Raw genomic sequence first — 16,537 nt, forward strand, 5'->3', positions numbered from 1 at the left:
TTTCTCAATAGCCGCGGCGGCCGCCGTGGCTAACTTACTTTCCAAAATCCCCACCATGCGCAGAAAGGAAATGGCGGACCTCCTCCGCCGCTATTCGGTCCGCCTGAACATTCTCGCCCGAAAGATCGCGGCGCGATACGACGAAGAGGATATCCACGACTTCCGCGTACTCGTAAAGAAATTACGCGCCTTTATAAGACTGGTCAGCCCCGCCGCCGGACGACGCCGCCTCCCCAAACGCCTTCGGCTGTTCTACCACGCCGTCGGCGCCATCCGCAACCTCCAGCTCCAACGCGCCGGCCTCCAAAAAGTCATAGATGGCGGACACACAAAATCCGTTGAAACGCTGCTCGGACATCTCGACGAAGAACTCGCCGCGGCAAAGATGTCGGCCGGGAAGTTGTTGCAGCCCGGCGAACGCCCCTTCGGCAATCTTGCTGCAAAATTGACGGCAGAACTACCCGCCCGTATCGACCAGGGACACCGTCACCGCTTCCTGGCCGCTAACAGCCAGGTCATCGACCCGACAACCTTCCCGCAACTCCCCGACGACGAACGGCTCCACACCCTGCGCAAATCGATAAAGGATCTCCTCTATACCTGGCCCTGGCTCGGAAACCGCGGCCGCAAACTCGCCGCAGAACGCCTCGGCGGCCACAAAGCAATGAAAAAGGCCGGCCGCCTGCTGGGCGAATATCTCGACCTCCGCCTGAAACTTCAGCTCCTCGCCGGCCAGGACGCCGCTCACGGATTCTATGCCCACCTGCGCGATGACTGGGCCGAAGAAAGAACAACCCTCCGCAGACAGATCGATCTCTCCCTCGGCCAAAAGCTCCACTTCGCCACCCGGCCGCAGATACATCCATCCGATACCCCGGTCAACCCCCTCTCCGGTAACACTCCATCCTTATCCAATGAACTTCACCTCGATTAATACCAGCCTCCTTCTCGCAAGCCTCCTGCTGACCGCCGCGATCGCAAAAAGCCAGGACGACTGGCCACGCACCATCGCGGCAGCAGACGGCAGCACCATCCGCATCTTCCATCCCCAACCCGATTCCCTCACCGGTAATAACCTGCTCTTTCGCGCCGCTTTTTCATTGACAAAAAAAGGCTCGCGTCAACCCCTCTACGGCTCCTTTAGCGCCTGGGCCGCCGTGGAAACGGATAAGAACAACCGGGTCCTCGACCTCCGTGCCGCCAACGTCGTTAACCTCCGGCTCGTCGCCGGCGCCATGGCCGATTCATTCTTCGCCGGCGCCGGCGGAGATTCTGTCTCCGCCCTCCGCGAGACGATCGAATGTGGCCTGCCCTCCATCGGCAGGGATCTCTCGATCGATCGCCTCATCACCCTCCTCGACACCGTCCCTTTCCAGCCGGACCCCTCAACCGGCCTGAGCCACACGCCGCCCCGAATCCTCATCGCCAACCGCCCCTCCCTCCTAATTTTCATCGACGGCGTCCCCCGCCTCAAATGGAACCGCGACTATGCCCTGCCCGCGGTCGCCAACAGCCCCTTCACCATCCTCGAATCCAGCGATAACTGGTGGTACTGCTACGGCGGCCGCCATTGGTACATCGCCCCCTCGCCCGAAGGGCCCTGGCAACACACGACCTATATCGCCCCGGACCTCCATCACGTTGCAACATTCATCGATGGCATCAATAACCGCGAATCGGAACATTCCGATACCCTCCGGGAAGGCAACGCCGTCATCACCACGCTCCTCTTCAGCAGCACTCCCGCCGAACTCCTGCGGACCACCGGCGACCCCGCCCTCACCGCCATCCCCGGAACCCGTCTGCGCTATGCCGCCAACACCGACGATCCCCTCCTCCTCGATACCATCACGCACAAATACCACCTGCTCATCTCCGGCCGCTGGTTCACGGCGCCCTCGCTTGCCGGGCCCTGGAAATACCTTTCGCCCGACTCCCTCTCCCCCGATTTCGCCAGGATACCCGAAGGCTCGCCCGCCGATCAGGTCCTGGCTTCCGTACCCGGAACCGCCGCAGCCCGCGAGGCAATCATCGACGCAGGGATCCCGCAGACCGCTACGATCGATCGCCACTCCGCCACCACCGCCGTCTCCTGGGACGGCCGTCCCGATTTCATCCCCATCCCCGGCACCCGCCTCTCTTACGGCCGAAACACCGCATCGGTCGTCATTCGCGCAAAAAAACATTTCTATTGCGTAGACAAAGGGGTATGGTTCACGGCGCAAAGCACCACCGGCCCCTGGATCGCCGCCACCGACCGCCCCGAAGACATCGGGAACATTCCGCCTGACTGCCCCGTCTACAACTGCAAATACGTCTATATCTACGGCTTCAATAATAACGCTGTCTTCACCGGTTACACCGCCGGCTATCTCCAATCCTATGTCGACGGCAACACCCTCGTATATGGAACCGGCTACTACAACCCGGCCTATACGGGTAACACCGTCTACCCACGCCCCGCGACCTATGGGTTCAATATCCGGTATAACCCCTGGTTCGGCTGGAGCCTCGGCTACGAGTACAGCCCCGACTGGTTCAACACCGCCACCGCCTGGGGCATCGGCGACGGCAGCAACGGCTGGTTCGGCCCCAAAGACTACCGCCCGCCTTACGTGTGGCACCATTACAGCGGCCACGGACTCTATACAACGGATTTCCGGCTCATCGCCCCCACAAGCTATAACAACAATCTATATGCGCTTCGCACCGACCTGGCGCCCATACCCCCGCCCGAGCTGCTCGCGACGGACAGCGCCGGCAATGTCTACCGCGCCGACGGCCGCGGCGGCTGGCAGCTTCGCAATGGCGATGCCTGGATTCCTATGACCACCCCCTTCCTCGACCACCTGCGCGACCGGCTCCTGCGCGGAGAGACGCGCGTCCGCAACTTCCGGCAGGCCGCCAGCCCCTTGATGGCCCCAACCCCACAATCTCCCCAATATGGAAAAAGGAACAACCGGTGACAAATCCCCACGCAAACGGAAGAAGATGTCCTGGAGCAAGGCGCTTACCTGGATCCTCTCTCCCGTGTTGCTTTTCGTCTTTATGTACCTGGCAGGCATGTTCCACGGCGGCGCCCGCGACATCAGCTGGGATGAATTCGAAAAACAGATCCTCGACCGCCACGCCGCCGACAGCATCGAGATTGTCAACAACGAGACGGCCGAAGTATTCATAAAGAAGAACTTCGCGAACGACCCCTGGTTCAAACCCGTTATGAGACCCGGTACCGACTCGGTCCAACCCGGCCCTCATTTCTCGGTACGTATCGGCTCCGTGGACCAGTTGCTGCACAAATTGGACGAATCACAAAAAGATACTCCCCCCGCCGATCGCGTGCGACTGAATTACGTCAAACGCAGCAGCCCCCTTTCCGGCCTCCTCGGCTGGCTCATTCCCTTCGCAGTGTTCCTGCTCTTCCTCCGCCTGATGGGCCGAAGCTCCGGCGGCGCCGGATTTGACGCATCCAATCCGTTCAGCTTTGGAAAATCCACGGCCATACTCCAAACCGCCGGTAACAAAAGCTCCGTCACCTTCAACGATGTCGCCGGCCTTATCGAAGCCAAACAGGAAGTGCACGAGATCGTCGACTTCCTCAAAGATCCCAAACTCTATACCTCCCTCGGCGCCAAGATCCCCCGCGGCGTCCTCCTGGTCGGTCCCCCCGGCACCGGCAAAACGCTGCTCGCACGTGCAGTGGCAGGAGAAGCCGACGTCCCCTTCTTCTCCCTCTCCGGCTCCGAATTTGTCGAGATGTTCGTCGGCGTCGGCGCTTCCCGCGTCCGCGACCTCTTCCATCAAGCCAAAGAACAGGCGCCCGCCATCGTCTTCATCGACGAGATCGATGCCGTCGGGCGCTCTCGCAGCCATAACACGTATTTCTCCGGCAGCAACGACGAACGTGAAAATACCCTGAACCAACTCCTCACCGAAATGGACGGCTTCGGCGCCAACAGCGGGGTCATCGTACTGGCCGCCACCAACCGGGCCGATATGCTCGACCCCGCCCTCCTCCGACCCGGCCGGTTCGACCGCCATATCTATCTCGAACTTCCCGATATCACCGAACGGGAAGCCATCTTCAACGTCTACCTGCGCCCCCTCAAACTCGCCGGCGAACCCGCCGACCCGCACTTCCTCGCCGCCCAGACTCCCGGTTTCTCAGGCGCCGATATCGCCAACATCTGTAATGAAGCGGCCCTCTTCGCCGCACGACGAAAAGCCGCGGGGGTCGAAAAACAGGACTTCCTCGACGCCATCGATAGGGTAGTGGCCGGACTCGAAAAGAAGAGCCGCATCATCTCCCCCGGCGAAAAACAACGCATCGCCTTCCATGAAAGCGGCCACGCCGTCGTCAGCTGGTTCCTGCCCGAAGTAGACCCTCTCGTCAAAGTCTCCATCATCCCCCGCGGCCGCTCCCTCGGCGCGGCCTGGTACCTGCCCGAAGAACGCCAGCTCCGTACCCTCGGCGCCTTCCGCGCCGGCCTCTCCGCTGCCCTCGGCGGCCGCGCAGCCGAAGAACTGATCTTCGGCGAGGTCTCTTCCGGCGCCCTCGACGACCTCGAAAAGGTCACCCGCGAAGCCTACCAGATGGTGGCCTTCTATGGATTCGATCCGAAACTCGGCAACATCAGCTTCTATAACTCCACGGGAACACAGGACAGCGCCTTCCAAAAACCCTATAGCGAAGCCACCGGCCGCCTCATCGACGAAGAGGTCCGCCACCTCGTCAGCGAAGCCTATGACGCCGCTATGACGCTCCTTCGAACACACAAACCAGGCCTGGAAGCCCTCGCCGCCCTGCTCCTCAAAAAAGAAGTGGTATTCAAAGAAGACCTCGAATCCATCCTCGGCCCGCGCCCGCAAAAGACCGCCCCCCAAACAAATTTACATTTTGATAATACCCCCGCTAACTAAGGAGTCCACGCCCTTCCCTAATTTTATTTTTCCTACCAGCAACTATGGACAGCAACGGACACCTCGTTTCAAGGCTTCGCACGGACGACGATACTGCTTTGCAGTACCTCTATCAAACCTATCACCCTGCCGTACTGGCCAACATCCGCCGCCTCGTCCACCACGAAGCAGAAGCGGAAGACATCCTGCAGAACGTTTTCATGACCCTCTGGGAAAATCGTCATAAATTGATGCCGGCCCAGTCCCTGCCCGGCTGGCTCTTCACCGCCAGTTACTACAAATCCCTCGAATACCTCCGCACCGCCCTCCGACTCAGCCTGACACCGCTCACGGAACAGGTAATGAACATCGCGACAGAAGGCCCCACCGAAAGCAGCTTCGATGATCAACTCGCCCTCATCAACGAAGCCATGGAAACGCTTCCTCGCCGGAAGAGAATGGCCTTTCAACTCTGCCGCCTCGAAGGAAAAACCTATGACGAAGCGGCAACCCTGCTCCAGATCTCCGCCGAATCCGTAAAAGAATACGTGAAAAGTTGTTCCGCCCTCATCCGCAAAAGGATCGAAAAAGACAAACCTTCCATCGCGATCCTGCTCCTCCTTATATATATATCTGCCTGAGATCCTCCCGAAACGATTAACATTTTGGTAATACAAAAAGCACCCCCCTTTTTGCATATTCCGTCATTTCATTATAGCAACTATGGATTCATTACAACAATTGATCAGGAAATTCTGGACGGGAACAGCAACCAGGGAAGAGCGCGAGCAATTGCTTCAACGGCTGGATGCCGGTGAAGACATGCTCAAAGAAAAGATGCAGGTTTTGTTCGAAGAAGACATCGCACCAAAGAAAAAACCCGTCCGGAGATTGCCGTCCATCGCCGCCTGGGTCGCCGCCGCAGTCATCATAACCGCCCTGGCGCTGCCGGCCCTTTACCGGCCAATCGCCCACCAAAAGAAGAACCTTACCGCTGAAACCCAAACCTTACCCCGCATCGACACGATTGTCAATCACGGTTCAAAAGCGCTGGACCTGACCACAAGCGACGGATCCCAGGTGCTCCTGTATCCCGGTAGCAGCATCCGGTTCAGGCATTCGTTCGACACGAACAAAAGAGAAATACGGCTGGACGGCAAAGCCCGGTTCAACGTCGCACGCGACATCCACCGGCCCTTTCTTGTCCTGACGCACGATCTCACCACTACGGTCCTCGGCACGACCTTCCTCGTCAACAGCATTCCCTCCGGCGATTCCTGGGTACAGCTGTTCGAGGGCAGCGTCAAAGTACTGTACAAACCACAACAGGGAAACACACAGGAGGTGCTGCTGCAGCCTGGCGAAGAGGTCCTGGCTCATTCGGCATCAAACAGCCTGGTCATAAGCCGGATGCCCCGTCTATCGCCACAGTCGCCCGCTTTCGCGGCATCGGCTTCATCGGAAAAAAGGACAAAACCGGGTGAAAGCTTCGCATTCCATCAAGAGCCGCTTTCCACCGTGTTTCAACAACTGGGAAAACGCTATCATACCAGGATAATATATGACCCTGACCTGGTCAGGGGCCTGGTCTTTACCGGCAGCTTCACCGCTGACAGAGACCTGACCTCCATCGTCCGCATCATCGCAACACTCAACAACCTGGAGGTGAAACCACAGGGAGACAGCCTTATCCTCAGCCGATAGTTTCACGCGCCGACGAAAAAAACAACTAAATACATGGTACACCTTTTTATGAGATCCCTCTTGGGTCCCGGGCTCCTTCTATTCCTTTGCCTGGCACGGCATACGGCCGCAGCACAGTCCGCACATGCCACCCTCAGAGGTGTGGTCCTCACCGAACAAGACAAGCCGATCCCCGGCGTAACCGTCAGCATCCACGCCCTGAATGCCACCGACAGCATTCCCCCCGTGCTTACAGACGATAGGGGCATATTCATCCTGAACGACCTGATCCCCGGCCACCGGTATCAATTCAGCTTTACACATGTCAGCTACGAGCCGGCCACCGTCAGATCCCTGCTGATCCACCAGGGTGAAGACAATACCCTGCTGCAACGGCTAAAATCGGCTGTCGCCAACCTCAACGACGTCGTTGTCGTCGGCTATGGTTCCCAATCCAGGGCCAAATCCACCGGCGCCATCAGCTCGCTCACATCAAAGGACTTCAACACCGGCGTCTACACCTCGGCCGCCGAACTGCTCCAGGGCAAGATCCCCGGACTCAATATCTCCCACGACGGCAACCCCCTGGGGACACCCTCCGTCGTCCTGCGCGGCCCTTCCACCCTCAGGGAAGGCCCGGCCCAACAACCCCTCTACGTGGTCGACGGCGTACCCATCCCCGTTGACGGCGTGATCGATATGACGGACATCGAATCCGTCGACGTCCTCAAAGACGCGGCCTCCACAGCCATCTACGGCTCGCGCGCAGCCAACGGCGTCATAATGATTACCACCAAGAAAGGCAAGGCCAACGGCTCCAAAATATCCTACAATTCCTTCGTCGGCGTGCAAAAGATCTCGCGCCGCGTCCAGATGATGTCGGCAACCCAATACCGCTCCTTTCTCAAAAAGAACAACCTCGTCCTCGACCCATTCGACGAAGACAACGTCAGCACTGACTGGCAAGCGGCCGTCACCCGCACCGGTGTCTCCCATAATCACAACCTTTCCGCCAGCGGCGGCAACGGCAAGACCAACTACTACTCCAGCGTCGACTACCGCGCCGTCCAGGGCATCATCGATGGCTCGGATCTCAACTCCGTCACCTTCCGCGGCAACCTCGAACAAACCGGCCTCGACAACCACCTCAAACTCTCCCTCAACGTCAGCAACAATGTCTCCAATACGGACGATATCCCCGCCGATGTGCTCTACAATATGATCGCCTCGCTTCCGACCATGAAGATCAAAAACGCCGATGGCGCCTATAAGGAAGATTACAATGTCTCCGTCGCCAACCCCGTCGCGCTGATCGCCCAGAACACCAACAACATCAAAGCCAAGACCCTGTTCGGCAACGCCGCGGCTAGACTGACCATCATCGACGGGCTGGACCTCAATGCCAACGTCTCCTACCAGAACAGCCAGAGCAACCAGGGCATCTACTACGATAAGGCCTCCCGCCTTGGCCTCGGCCTCAATGGCCAGGCCATCCGCAGCGCCTACGAAGGCGAACAGAAACTGGTCGAGACCTACGGCAATTACGGCCGCTCCTTTGGCGATCATGAGTTCAAACTACTCGTAGGCTATTCCTGGCAGGAACAAACCAGCGGTGACGGCTTCCGGGCCACCAACCAGGGCTTCGCCTCCGACGCCACCGGCTATTACAACCTCGCCCTCGGCAGCCCACCCGCAGGATACAAGGTCAACTACGGCAACACCTCGATAAGCACCCTGCGCCTGATCTCCCTCTACTCCCGGCTCAACTATTCCTTTGCCAACCGCTACCTGCTCCAGGCCAGCCTGAGAAGGGACGGCTCTTCGGCCTTCGGCGTCAACAACCGATGGGGCACCTTCCCAACGGTCTCGGCCGGCTGGCGGATCTCACAGGAATCCTTTATGCGCTCCAGTCGCATCTTCGACGAGCTGAAGCTCCGCGCAGGTTACGGTATCAGCGGCAACTCCCTCGGCTTCGATCCCCTCATCAGCCAGCTCATCTACGGCTCCACCGGCTCATTCTACTACAACGGCGCCTACCTCACCGGCATCGGACCCGTACAGAACAACAATCCCAACCTGAAATGGGAAAGCACCGGCATGCTCAACCTCGGGCTCGACTTCGCCCTGCTCAAAGGCCGCTTCGGCGGTTCGGTCGAATACTATGATAAACAGACTTGGGACATGATCTGGACTTACTCCGTACCGGCCTCCACCAACTTCGTCAACACCCAGACGGCCAATGTCGGCCGCATGCAGAACAAAGGGGTAGAGATCAGCCTCAACGCCGTACCCGTCGACAGCAGGAAATTCCGCTGGAACAGCAACTTCAACATCGCATTCAATACCAACGTCGTTAAATCTCTTTCGAACAGCCGGTTCAAACTCAACTATTTCAACACCTCCGCCGCCGGCTCCCATGGCCAGTCCAGCGCCTATACCCAGGTGGTCGAACAAGGTTTCCCCATCGGCCAGTTCTACCTGTGGAAATACGAAGGGCTCAATAAGCAAGGCATCTCCCAGTTCCTGAGCGCCGCCGATACCATGACCATCAACCCCACCCAAAGCGATCGCTTCCTCGCAGGCAACGCACAGCCAAAAGCCGTCTTCGGGTTCTCGAACGATCTCTCCTATGGCCCCCTGACTCTTAGCTTCCTGATGCGCGGTGTCGTCGGCAACAAGATCCTCAATACCACCGCCTCGAACCTCAACTACGTCACAGAAGCCACGCATTTCAACATGCCCGTAAGCGCTTACAACGAAGCGACTACCGACCTCCGCTCCAACTTCACCTCCACCCGCTACATCGAAAAGGGCGATTACCTGCGGCTGGACAATATCACCCTGGCCTATAACTTCAAATTGAACACACCCTATCTCAAAAGACTTCGCCTATACACCACAGTCAACAACGTATTCGTTCTCACCGGCTATTCCGGGCTGGACCCCGAGATCCGCGTGGGCGGAAACTCCCCGGGGGTCGATTATAACGACTACTATCCAAAAACGCGTTCCTATATCATGGGTCTCAATGTCGATTTCTAACGTCAAAAAGTAAAACAATGAAATCCCAAATAACAATTCTCGCTATCCTCGGAGTCCTTAGCGCAGGACTCATCACCTGCACCAAATTGAATGTGGATGTCAAATCTCAATTGACCGCCGCCAATTTTCCCAAAACAACACAGGACTTCGTATCCATGGCTGGTCCCGTATACAGCGCCCTTACCGCCGAAGGGAACAACGGCAACGGGGTGTGGATGGTCAACCAGCTGGCAGGTGACGAATGCATCCTCACCGCCAACGGCGGCAACTGGTACGACGGCGGAAAATACCGCGAGCTTCACCTCCATCTCTTCTCCAACATGAACGCCCAGATCGACATCGTCTGGCAATGGGGATTCAACGGGATCAATACCTGCAACCGCGTGCTCAAGCTGTTCGAAACTGCCGCCAATGACAGCGCGAAAAACACCGCCATCGCCGAAATCCGCAGCGTACGCGCCTACTTCTATTTTATGATGATGGACATGTTCGGCGGCATCCCGATCAACACCACCTTCGGCGACACCGCCGCCAAGCCCCGCGCCACCCGCACCGATGTCTTCAACTTCATCGAAAGCGAACTAAAAGCCGCCATCCCGGCCCTCCATACCAACGTCGACGCCACGACCTACGGCCGGCCCACCAAATGGATGGCCTACGCTTTGCTTGCCAAGCTCTACCTCAATGCCGAAGTCTACACAGGATCCGCCCGGTACTCCGATGCCGCCGCAGCCTGCGACACGATTATCCAGCAAGCCACCGGCAACGGCGCCTTCGCCCTCGACGCGAATTATATCAATATGTTCAAGATCAACAATGGGCCGCAGGTAAAGGATTTTATCTTCACCATCCCCTATGACGCCAACAATACACCCGCCGGGATATACGTGGAAAGATACTGGCTCCACCCCAACCTCAAGACCAAATATAGCCTGCCTTATTCGCCCAGCGGCAGCCTCCGCACCCTTCCGGCCTTCTACGCCCTGTTCGACGACCCCAAAGACAGCCGCAACAAGATCTGGCTCACCGGTAAACAATACTATTACGACGGCACACCCATCACCATCCAAACCACCAAACAGGGCGTCGACGCTACCTATACCGGCGCCGATGCCAGCGCCCCGGTTACTTATCAATTGGAATTCACGCCCGACATAACCTTCCTCGACCTCACCAGCTTCGAGACAGGTAACGATCAACTCGGCCGCGCCAAAGGCTACCGCTGCATCAAATTCTACCCCGACAGCACTTCGTCCACCCGCAACCAGGGCAACGACTTTCCCGTCTTCCGCTACGCCGACGTGCTGCTCATGAAGGCAGAATGTATCCTCCGCGGCGCTGCCGCCACCCTCGGCCAGACTCCCCTGTCGCTGGTCAACCAGGTCAGAAGCCGCGCCGGCGCCGCCGCCTTCACGACCATGAGTCTCGATACGCTCCTCAATGAGCGGGGCCGCGAGCTCTGCTTCGAGAACTGGCGCCGCAATGACCTCATCCGCTTTGGAAAATTCGAACAACCCTGGGGTGTGAAAACAGACGCCGATCCACGGAAGCGCATCTTTCCCATCCCCGCCAACGAACTTATCCTTAACCCATTATTGACCCAAAACCCCGGATACTAATGAAACGGAAACTTATTCTTTTCCTGTCCCTGGCGCTCATCACCGCCTCTTCCACCCGGGCGCAGGGTCCCGCTTACCACCTTATCGCCCACCGCGGCGGAATCGTCGACAGGCAATATGACGAATATGACCCCCGCGGCATCCAGGCCGCCATCCACCGCGGCTACTGGATGCTCGAAGTCGATATCCATATGTCAAAGGATAGCGTCCTCGTCATGAGCCACGACGACAGCCTGGACCGGGTATTCGGCTGCCCGAAAAGGGTAGGGGACATGGACTATGCCGACATCAGCAAACTGGTGAGCCCCAGGGGACACTACCATGTCCTGACCTTCGACGAACTGTGTAGAATCTGCTCCGGCAAAGTCCGCCTCATGATCGACATCAAGGGCGACCGTGACCACCTCCCCCCCGTCTTCTTCCGGAAGATGAAGGAGATCATGGAGAAATACAACCTCCTGTCGACCGCCTGGTGGATCAATGAAGTCTCCCGGAATTATTTCATGGGTAAAGGGAAATTCGAGTTTCGTATGACCGAACTGGAAGGAATGAAGCGCCGCCTCGCCGCAGGGGAACCTATCGCAGACAATTATTTCCTCTTCGATGCCGGTAACCGCCTCACCTCCTCCGCCGTCAAATGGTGCCAACTCCACGGGGTCACCGTCGTACCCACCGTCAACAAGGACCACTATAACGGACTCGAAGACCACTTCGCCGGCGCCAAAAGAGACATCGAATTCCTCAAAGCCTGTGGCGTCACCGAATTTCAAATCGACTCCTGGTACGACACCGCATTCAAGCCCGCGTCTCAAAAACCCATCTCAAAATAATGATACCCGTACAAAAATATACCGCCCTGCTCCTCCTGGCCCTGGCAGCACTCGCACCCGCCCGGGCACAACAAGCCAAACCCATACTGCATTTCAACGCAGCCGGGAAATTCAGGATCATCCAGTTCACCGATACTCACTTTCAATTCAACTCCATCCGCTCCGACAGCGTAAAACTCTTCATCCGCCAGATCATCGAAAAGGAACGACCCGACCTCGTCGTCTTCACCGGGGACATCGTCTGCTCCCCCAAGGCGACAACCCGGGAAGGATGGCTCTCCCTTACACAACCACTGGTGGAGACCAAAACACCCTGGGCCATCACCTTCGGTAACCACGACGCCCAGTACGACATGACCCGGCAACAGATCATGCAGCTACTGGCGACCATCCCCTATAACCTCTCGGTCCCCGGACCGCCCGAACTGTCCGGCTGCGGCAATTATACATTGGAAGTGAAAGCAAACGACGGTAGGACGAATGCCGCCCTGCTATATCTCTTCGATTCCCACGAATGGCCCTTCGACCGGCGGCCGGATCGGCCCAATGAACATACAGTCTATGGCGAATATGACTGGATTCGCATGGACCAGATCCAATGGTACAGGAATACCAGCCAGGCCTTCACCCACGCAAACCACGACAAGGCTCTTCCGGCCCTGGCGTTCTTCCATATCCCCCTGCCCGAATTCAAAGACATCATCGGCAACCCGACAACAGTGGGATTCCAGGGCGAAACGGTTTGTTCCCCCGATGTCAACTCCGGGCTCTTCGCCTCCTTTATCGATATGAAAGATGTAATGGGCGTCTTCTGCGGCCATGACCATAACAATAATTACATCGGCTGCAGAATGAACATCGCCCTTTCCTATGGTTGCGTCACAGGCCGGGAATGCTATGGGATCACCGATCGCGGCGCCCGCATCATCGAACTCACAGAGGGGCAGCGGAAATTCGACACCTGGCTCTATACCACCCATAAGACTAAGAAATTTATGGTCAGCTACCCCGATTCCTTCATTTCCGAATGAATCAGCGGTAGGCCCCCCGCCCGGTTTTCCCACCGGCGGAACAGCCAGCTCTTCACCGCCTGGGTCAGAAGGACATAGGCCACTAAGATCAACGCAAGGAATACCCAAAAAAGGGAAGGGAGCGTCACGAACCCGAGATAGGAGGCCAACGGCGAGACCGTGATCCATACCCCGGCGGCGACGATCAGTACCGAACTCACCATCAACTGCCAGGAAGCTCTGCTTTCGATGAACGGGATCTTGTTGGTTCGAATGACATGGATGATCAATGTTTGCGTGCAGAGCGATTCTACGAACCAACCCGTATGGAACAACGCCGGGTTGTGACCGGCATGGAAGACGGTCCATAGCAGGAAGAAGGTGACATAGTCAAAGATCGAACTCACCGGGCCTATAAAAAGAATGAACCGAAGCAGTTCGTCGATCGTCCACTTCCGGGGCTTGACCAGCCAGTCCTCATCCACCTTATCCGTAGGGATCGTGGTCTGTGAAAAGTCGTACAGCAAATTGTTGGTCAGGACCTGTATCGGCAACATGGGTAGAAAGGGCAGGAAGGCGCTGGCGCCCACCACGCTGAACATATTGCCGAAATTCGAGCTGGCGGCCATCTTGATATATTTGATGATATTGCCGAACACGCTTCTGCCTTCGGCGACCCCCTGTTCCAGCACAAGCAGGCTGTTCTCCAGCAGGATGATATCCGAGGATTCCTTGGCGACATCCACCGCGGTATCCACCGAAATGCCGATATCGGCGCATTTCAGCGCCGGGGCATCGTTGATGCCGTCCCCCATGAAGCCCGTGACATGGCCATTTTGTTGCAGCGCTTTAATGATCCGCCTCTTATGGGCCGGGACGAGCCTCGCAAAGATGATATAGTCGTCCACCTGGGCCGCCAGCTGCTGATCGCTCATTTTCCCGATATCCGGACCCAGGAGCACTTTTTCGGTGGACATACCCACCTGCTCGCAGATATGACAGGTAATGGCTTCATTGTCCCCGGTGAGGATCTTCACTCTCACATTCATTTTGTTCAGCCTGCCGAGAGCTTCGGAAGCCGTCTCCTTGGGCGGGTCGAAGAAGGAGAGAAAACCCATCAGGACCAATTCCGATTCGTCACCGACCTTGTAGACCGCCTTGCGGCCGTCGCCTTCGAAGCGTCTATAGCCCAACGCTACAACCCGGAAACCCTTGCCGTTCATTTCATGTACCATTTGCAGGCATCCTTCCCTGTCTTTTGGCCCCATGGGGTTTATGACCTCGTTGTCGTCCATCATCGTACAGACATCCAGCAATCCCTCCGCCGCCCCCTTGCAGATGAGGATGTGCCGGCCGGAGCCGTCCTGTACAACCACCGACATTCTCTTTCGCTCGAAGTCAAAAGGAATTTCGTCGACTTTCCGGTAAGCGGCCTTGATATTCAGCGCGGCTTCCAGTTCCTCATGCTCGAGCACCGCATCGTCGAGAAGATTCTTGAGCCCGGTGTGGTAGTAGCTGTTGAGATATCCATAGTCCAGCACCTTCCCGCTCGGTCGCCCCCGGATGTCCATATGCTGTTCGAGCACGATCTTGCCGCGGGTGATCGTCCCGGTCTTGTCTGTACAGAGGACATCCATCGCGCCGAAATTCTGAATGGCATTCAGACGCTTCACGATCACTTTCTTCCTGGACATCGCAATGGCACCCTTGGAAAGATTGACGGACACGATCATGGGGAGCATTTCCGGGGTAAGACCGACAGCCACCGCCAGTGCAAACAAAAATGCTTCCAACCATTGGTGCCTGACAAATCCGTTGATAAGGAAGACGGCCGGGACCATCACAAATATAAACCGGATCATGAGCCAGGTGAAACGGTTGATGCCGCGGTCAAAGCTGGTAGGCTCCCGCTCGCCGGCGATGCTGTAGGCCAGGGCGCCAAAATAAGTTCGGTCGCCCGTGTTCACCACTACTGCCTTCGCCGTTCCGCTGACGACATTTGTTCCCAGGAAGCAGGTATGTGGCAGCTCCAGGGGGTTGTCGGAATGGAGTTCGGCCGCCTTCTCGCTTTTTTCCACAGGAAGGGATTCCCCGGTAAGGGCGGCCTGGTTGACAAAAAGGTCTTTTGCTGACAGCAGCCGGAGGTCTGCCGGGATCATATCACCCGCCCCAAGCATGACAAGATCGCCGGGCACCAGTTGCTGCAACGGCAGTTCCGAAGACTTGCCATCGCGCACGACGGTCGCATGGGTTCTCACCATCGCCTTGAGTTTCTCGGCGGCTTTGTCGGCCCGCATTTCCTGGAAGTACCGGAGCACGATACCAAGCACGACCATCGTAAAGATGACAAGCGCCGAAGAGATATCCGATGTGACCCAGGAGACGATTCCCAGGACGCCGAGCAGAATGACCAGGGGGTTCTTGAGGTGGTTCCAAAGCCGCCGCATCCAGGAAAGCGATTTCTCGCGGGCAATTTCATTGAAACCGTACTGGCGCAGCCGCGTCTCTGCTTCTTCACTGCTGAGCCCGTCATCGCAAAAACGAAGGTGGGACTTCAATTCCGGTAACGGAAGATCGATCCCACCATTCAAACCTTTAACACCTGCTTTATACATGGGCGATAAATAACGGTAACTTATGCTCCTGGATCACCGGGTCGGCAAAGCTTCGCTTCGCAAGATAAGAGAAAGCGCTTCGCCCATAGCTCCCGCTCACAAGCATAACATGCTTCTTCTCGCTGATCCAGCTCGAGAAGTAATGCGCGGCCTTGAACTGCAGTTTCGAAAAGCTGATACAGTTGAAATGGGCCTTCGTATACTGCCGCAGATGCTCCAGCTCGGGTACGGCCGACACCGGCTCATCCCGGACATAGACCATCTCCGCCGGCAGATCGGTCATATAAGGGAACAGGTAAGCAAACTGCTTGATCGCAAAAAGACTCTCCTTGGTGGCGTCATACGCGAAGAACAAATGATCGCATTGCACATAGTCCTCCGGGATGACCAGCACCGGGCACTCCGCAGCCTGCAACGCTTCCTGCAACAGGAAGTTCGGCTGCCGCAAACGGATATCCGAATAGAACAACTCGCCACTGAGCAGGATAACGTCGGCAAACCGGCTCTCCTTGATCAGCATATGCTTGTCCCACTGCCCCCCATTCTCATGCACCTGGTGCCGGATATACCGCTCGTCGCAATGCCGCGCAAACAGCGTCTTATTGGCCTGCACGGCCTCCCTTTCCGACTCGACGAGCCGGTCATAAGGTGCGAGTATCGGCAACTGCGAGACCGAAGCCATCGCCTCATAATCCATCGGGCAGAAGAAAAGCCCAAGCGCATGCACCGGCTCCTGGTCCTGCATCCATTGCAGGAAACGCATCGCGCCCTTCGGAAACTCCCGCCCGGCGCCGATAAAAAGTACCTGTTTCATAAAAAAGATGTTTTATTGTATAGTC

At 57.3% G+C, this 16,537-nt stretch carries 11 protein-coding genes; 9 read left to right on the plus strand and 2 right to left on the minus strand.

Annotation, left to right across the window (positions count from 1 at the left end; all coding sequences use genetic code 11):
- Positions 1-55: 55 nt before the first annotated feature.
- The 9 genes from VHE34_RS03175 to VHE34_RS03215 all read left to right on the plus strand — a co-directional run bounded on the left by VHE34_RS03175 (position 56) and on the right by VHE34_RS03215 (position 13,104).
- The gene (locus VHE34_RS03175; protein WP_325584502.1) at positions 56-934 is read left to right on the plus strand and encodes a CHAD domain-containing protein; all 879 of its coding nucleotides are present in this window, start codon (positions 56-58) and stop codon (positions 932-934) included.
- On the plus strand, positions 915-2,966 hold the full coding sequence (locus VHE34_RS03180; RefSeq protein WP_325584504.1) for a hypothetical protein: 2,052 nt from the start codon (positions 915-917) through the stop codon (positions 2,964-2,966). The genes VHE34_RS03175 and VHE34_RS03180 overlap by 20 nt, the downstream gene beginning before the upstream one ends.
- Positions 2,944-4,920, plus strand: a complete 1,977-nt coding sequence (gene ftsH / locus VHE34_RS03185) for an ATP-dependent zinc metalloprotease FtsH (protein WP_325584506.1) — start codon at positions 2,944-2,946, stop codon at positions 4,918-4,920. Before VHE34_RS03180 ends, ftsH begins: the two co-directional genes overlap by 23 nt.
- A gap of 44 nt (positions 4,921-4,964) precedes the next feature.
- Positions 4,965-5,540: an RNA polymerase sigma factor gene (locus VHE34_RS03190; RefSeq protein WP_325584508.1), complete on the plus strand. Its 576-nt coding sequence runs from the start codon at positions 4,965-4,967 to the stop codon at positions 5,538-5,540.
- Positions 5,541-5,622: 82 nt separating this feature from the next.
- The gene (locus VHE34_RS03195) at positions 5,623-6,603 is read left to right on the plus strand and encodes a FecR family protein (RefSeq protein ID WP_325584510.1); all 981 of its coding nucleotides are present in this window, start codon (positions 5,623-5,625) and stop codon (positions 6,601-6,603) included.
- A 48-nt stretch (positions 6,604-6,651) separates the two neighbouring features.
- Positions 6,652-9,624: a SusC/RagA family TonB-linked outer membrane protein gene (locus VHE34_RS03200; protein ID WP_325584512.1), complete on the plus strand. Its 2,973-nt coding sequence runs from the start codon at positions 6,652-6,654 to the stop codon at positions 9,622-9,624.
- A 17-nt stretch (positions 9,625-9,641) separates the two neighbouring features.
- The gene (locus VHE34_RS03205) at positions 9,642-11,243 is read left to right on the plus strand and encodes a RagB/SusD family nutrient uptake outer membrane protein (protein ID WP_325584514.1); all 1,602 of its coding nucleotides are present in this window, start codon (positions 9,642-9,644) and stop codon (positions 11,241-11,243) included.
- Entirely contained in the window at positions 11,243-12,073 is an 831-nt protein-coding gene (locus VHE34_RS03210; RefSeq protein ID WP_325584516.1) for a glycerophosphodiester phosphodiesterase, read from the plus strand. The genes VHE34_RS03205 and VHE34_RS03210 overlap by 1 nt, the downstream gene beginning before the upstream one ends.
- The gene (locus VHE34_RS03215; RefSeq protein WP_325584518.1) at positions 12,073-13,104 is read left to right on the plus strand and encodes a metallophosphoesterase family protein; all 1,032 of its coding nucleotides are present in this window, start codon (positions 12,073-12,075) and stop codon (positions 13,102-13,104) included. The genes VHE34_RS03210 and VHE34_RS03215 overlap by 1 nt, the downstream gene beginning before the upstream one ends.
- Here VHE34_RS03215 and mgtA read toward each other — a convergent pair.
- Both mgtA and VHE34_RS03225 read right to left on the minus strand, forming a co-directional pair.
- Positions 13,077-15,698 carry a magnesium-translocating P-type ATPase gene (mgtA, locus tag VHE34_RS03220; protein ID WP_325584520.1) on the minus strand — a complete coding sequence of 874 codons (2,622 nt, stop codon included), beginning with the start codon at positions 15,696-15,698 and terminating at the stop codon, positions 13,077-13,079. The genes VHE34_RS03215 and mgtA overlap by 28 nt on opposite strands.
- Positions 15,691-16,512: a hypothetical protein gene (locus VHE34_RS03225; protein ID WP_325584522.1), complete on the minus strand. Its 822-nt coding sequence runs from the start codon at positions 16,510-16,512 to the stop codon at positions 15,691-15,693. The genes mgtA and VHE34_RS03225 overlap by 8 nt, the downstream gene beginning before the upstream one ends.
- Positions 16,513-16,537: the final 25 nt, after the last annotated feature.

The sequence above is a fragment of the Puia sp. genome, assembly GCF_035546395.1.
Taxonomy (GTDB): domain Bacteria; phylum Bacteroidota; class Bacteroidia; order Chitinophagales; family Chitinophagaceae; genus Puia.

Coding starts and splice junctions, on each gene's coding strand:
- VHE34_RS03175 (WP_325584502.1), top strand. CDS start 56: ATGCGCAGAAAGGAAATGGCGGACCTCCTCCGCCGCTATTCGGTCCGC.
- VHE34_RS03180 (WP_325584504.1), top strand. CDS start 915: ATGAACTTCACCTCGATTAATACCAGCCTCCTTCTCGCAAGCCTCCTG.
- ftsH (WP_325584506.1), top strand. CDS start 2,944: ATGGAAAAAGGAACAACCGGTGACAAATCCCCACGCAAACGGAAGAAG.
- VHE34_RS03190 (WP_325584508.1), top strand. CDS start 4,965: ATGGACAGCAACGGACACCTCGTTTCAAGGCTTCGCACGGACGACGAT.
- VHE34_RS03195 (WP_325584510.1), top strand. CDS start 5,623: ATGGATTCATTACAACAATTGATCAGGAAATTCTGGACGGGAACAGCA.
- VHE34_RS03200 (WP_325584512.1), top strand. CDS start 6,652: ATGAGATCCCTCTTGGGTCCCGGGCTCCTTCTATTCCTTTGCCTGGCA.
- VHE34_RS03205 (WP_325584514.1), top strand. CDS start 9,642: ATGAAATCCCAAATAACAATTCTCGCTATCCTCGGAGTCCTTAGCGCA.
- VHE34_RS03210 (WP_325584516.1), top strand. CDS start 11,243: ATGAAACGGAAACTTATTCTTTTCCTGTCCCTGGCGCTCATCACCGCC.
- VHE34_RS03215 (WP_325584518.1), top strand. CDS start 12,073: ATGATACCCGTACAAAAATATACCGCCCTGCTCCTCCTGGCCCTGGCA.
- mgtA (WP_325584520.1), bottom strand. CDS start 15,698: ATGTATAAAGCAGGTGTTAAAGGTTTGAATGGTGGGATCGATCTTCCG.
- VHE34_RS03225 (WP_325584522.1), bottom strand. CDS start 16,512: ATGAAACAGGTACTTTTTATCGGCGCCGGGCGGGAGTTTCCGAAGGGC.